The sequence below is a fragment of the Immundisolibacter sp. genome, assembly GCF_041625615.1.
Lineage (GTDB): Bacteria > Pseudomonadota > Gammaproteobacteria > Immundisolibacterales > Immundisolibacteraceae > Immundisolibacter.
Genome location: NZ_JBFJTF010000201.1, coordinates 1 through 2,966 on the forward strand (window position 1 = coordinate 1; position 2,966 = coordinate 2,966).

General features: G+C 67.2%; 3 protein-coding genes and 1 pseudogene. 1 reads left to right on the forward strand and 3 read right to left on the reverse strand.

What is annotated here, in order from left to right; genetic code table 11:
* The 3 genes from ABYX71_RS11365 to ABYX71_RS11375 form a co-directional block, all read right to left on the reverse strand.
* Positions 1–391, reverse strand: a 391-nt coding sequence (locus tag ABYX71_RS11365; protein ID WP_372696610.1) for a Rieske 2Fe-2S domain-containing protein, incomplete at its 3' end; no start/stop codon positions are given.
* 49 nt (positions 392–440) lie between these two features.
* Positions 441–1,697 (reverse strand): Rieske 2Fe-2S domain-containing protein, encoded by a 1,257-nt coding sequence (locus tag ABYX71_RS11370; protein WP_372696611.1) that lies wholly within the window; start codon positions 1,695–1,697, stop codon positions 441–443.
* Between the two features lie 22 nt (positions 1,698–1,719).
* Positions 1,720–2,334, reverse strand: a complete 615-nt coding sequence (locus ABYX71_RS11375) for a TetR/AcrR family transcriptional regulator (protein WP_372696612.1) — start codon at positions 2,332–2,334, stop codon at positions 1,720–1,722.
* A 139-nt stretch (positions 2,335–2,473) separates the two neighbouring features.
* On the opposite strand from ABYX71_RS11375, the pseudogene ABYX71_RS11380 reads away from it, so the two are divergent.
* Positions 2,474–2,966: pseudogene (locus tag ABYX71_RS11380) on the forward strand (xylene monooxygenase); the annotation flags it as partial.

Consider the following 2,966-nt stretch of genomic DNA (forward strand, 5'->3'; position numbering starts at 1 on the left):
CCGGGTAGGTCTTCAGCGAGCGGGTGCCGATGAGCTTGCTCGACGGGTCGGTGAGGATGTCGCACAGCTTTCCGTCGGCCCACTGGTAGGTCCAGCCGTGGTACCAGCAGGTGACGGTGTCCTTGCTGTAGCACTCGACCTTGCGCGACAGCGGCACGCCGCGGTGCAGGCACTGGTCCTTGATGCAGTAGAGGCGGCCGTCGATACGGTTGATCAGCAGCTTCTCGCCGGCCAGCTGGAACGTCACCGGCCTGCCTTCGGTCACCTCGCCGCTGTTCAGGGTCGGATACCAGTGGTTGCGAAAGCCCAGCTTGGCCTCGGCGTAGCCGCGCCAGCCGCGGATGCGGTCCAGGACCTCGGGGTCGACCAGGGGGACGGCAGGTGTGTTCATCGGCTTTCGTCCTTGAAATATGGCGTGCGAGGGTGGGTCGGGTGGCGGATCAGAAGCGCATGAGGCTGCGATAGCCGTTCCAGAAGGCGCGGATCAGGGCCTCATCGACCAGGTTTTCGGTGCTGTCCATGCCGCGCCCGCCGAGGGCGTCGTAGGCGTGCTGGTCGGCGGCGCCGACGATGCCCTGCTGCACCAGCTGCGTCGCCTCGCCGTCCTCCATGGAGATGTAGCCGGCCGGGCCGACCAGGTTGGCCTGCTTCAGGCGCATGGCGCGCAGTTCGGGGGTGTCGTCGGCGTAGCCGAAGAAGTGGAACACCAGCTCGAAGGCATCGACGCCCTTGGGCACGATCTGACGCACCGCCAGGGTGTTGTGGATCTGCTGCAGCACCATGCTGGGGAACAGGGACTGGATGTGGTTGGTGAACACCGGCTCCAGTTCCGGGTGCACGTCCAGCAGCGTGGGGTCGGCCAGGGTCACGCCCTGGTCGTAGGTGCGGATCTTCCCGGTCTTGTACTCGCCGATGTCCTCGTTCTCGATCTTCCACACGCGCAGGATGCTGTGCATGCGGTGCTCGCCGCCGATGGTGCAGCCGCCGCCCATGGATGAGCGGTACACGCCAAAGGTGGCGTGGAACAGGTGCAGCAGCGAGGCGTGGTACGGATCCTTGGTGTTCTCGGTGTACAGCTTCCAGTTGGAATGGATGTACTGGCGGGAGGTGCCCAGGAACTCGACCGGCCCGACCATCACGCGATCGACCCAGTGCAGCATGTCCGGGCCGAAGTAGGTTTCCAGCGGCGGTGTTTCATCGCTGAAGGTGGCGAACACCAGGCCCTTGTAGCGCGCCACGCGCAACTGGCGGGTGCCATGCTCGGCCATGTCGAAGTCGGCTGGGTAGCCGCCCTTGCCGCCGATGCCGCGACGGAACGGCACGCCGATCAGCGCGCCCGAGGCGTCGTAGGCCCACTGGTGATAGACGCAGGTGTGGGTCTGGCTGTTGCCGCGCAGTTCACGGCACACCAGCGCGCCGCGGTGGGCGCAGCGGTTGACCCAGACGTGCACCTCGCCGTTGCCGTCGCGCGCCACCACGACCGGCGTCTCGCCGACGAAGGTGGCCTTCCAGTCGAACGGATTCGGCAGCTCCGCTTCCAGGGCGACGAAGTTCCACGTCGGGCCGCGGAAGATGCGTTCCTGCTCCAGCGCGAACACGGCCGGATCGGAATAGACCCAGTACGGTACTTCGGCGGCGTCCTGCGGCCAGGGTTGGTGCGGCAGGTCGTTATGGGTCGGCGTGGTCGGCTGGTTCATGGCAAGCGCTCCTGGGGTTGAGTCAGGCGTTGGCCGGACGGATGCCGTGCAGCAGCATGCCGAGCACGTGGTCGGCCACGTGTGCCGGGTCCTCATGCTCGGGTTGGTAACCGGGGAACAGCGGGCGCAGTGCCCGCACCTCGTAGTGGTGCAGCACCAGGGCCAGCAGCGAGTGCGCCAGCAGCGTCGAGTCCAGGTGCGGCGCCAGTTCCTCGAACAGTTCCACCGTGGCCTGGTACTGGCTGGCGAACAGCGAGGCCGCCTGCAGCTCCATCTGCTCGGCATCGCCCTCGAGCTGCTCGCGCTTCATCAGGCGCACGAAGTCGTGGTTGTCGGCCACGAACGCACAGTACTCACGCACGTAAGTGGCCAAACGCTGGTGAGGGTCGTCCGGGCCGTGCAGGACTTCCTGCGCCCAGTGCTTGGCGGCCCGTCCGTAGGCGCGGTCCAGCACCGCCAGGTACAGCGCCCGCTTGCTGGGGAAGTAGTGGTACAGGGTGCCGATGGTGAGGCCTGCGGCGCGGGCGATCATGCGCATGGTGACGCCGCCGTAGCCCTCGGTGGCGAACAGCGGCAGCGCCTGTTCGAGGATGCGGTCGTGACTGGGGGACTCGGTTTGGGGCGCTGGTGTGGACATCGCTGGCGTTCTTTTTCCGTGTTTGGCCGGGGGTGAGCCGGGGTTTTCGCAGGGCATTGCCGGCAGTCGACAAAAAAGCTACGCTCGTTTTGTCTCTCGATCAAGCGATTGATCGAAATTTTTTTGAGGATGCCTGCCAATGGCCGACGAAAGCCTCGGCGGTCGCTCCCCGGCGACCTGGTTTGTTGTTCCCGGTGCCATGGTGCTGCTGGCGCTGGCCGGCCTGTGGCGGGGTGGCGGCTGGGTGTGGCTGGGCATTGCCGAGCTGCCGCTGCTGGCGCTGATCGACACCTGGCTTGGGCCGGACCGGCGCCCGCGGGCGCCGCTGCCGTCATGGCTGGCGGACGGCCTGCTGATGCTGCAGTTGCCGCTGATCGTCGCGCTGTGGGCCGTGTTCGCCTGGCGTGTCGGGCCGGGTGCGGACGCCCTGGCGGGAGCGGACTGGCTGGGGCTGGTGCTGTCCACGGCCTTCGTCACCGCCTACGGGGCGCTGCCGGCCTCGCACGAACTCGGCCACCGCGACGATCCGCTGCGCCGGCGCGTCGGCAATCTGCTCGACACGTTCCTGCTGGCGCCGTACGGGGTGCTGTCGCACAACCATGTGCACCACCTGAAGCTCGACACCCCGATCG

Excerpts from the sequence above, each read along its gene's own strand:
- ABYX71_RS11370 (WP_372696611.1), bottom strand. The coding sequence starts at position 1,697 with ATGAACCAGCCGACCACGCCGACCCATAACGACCTGCCGCACCAACCC.
- ABYX71_RS11375 (WP_372696612.1), bottom strand. The coding sequence starts at position 2,334 with ATGTCCACACCAGCGCCCCAAACCGAGTCCCCCAGTCACGACCGCATC.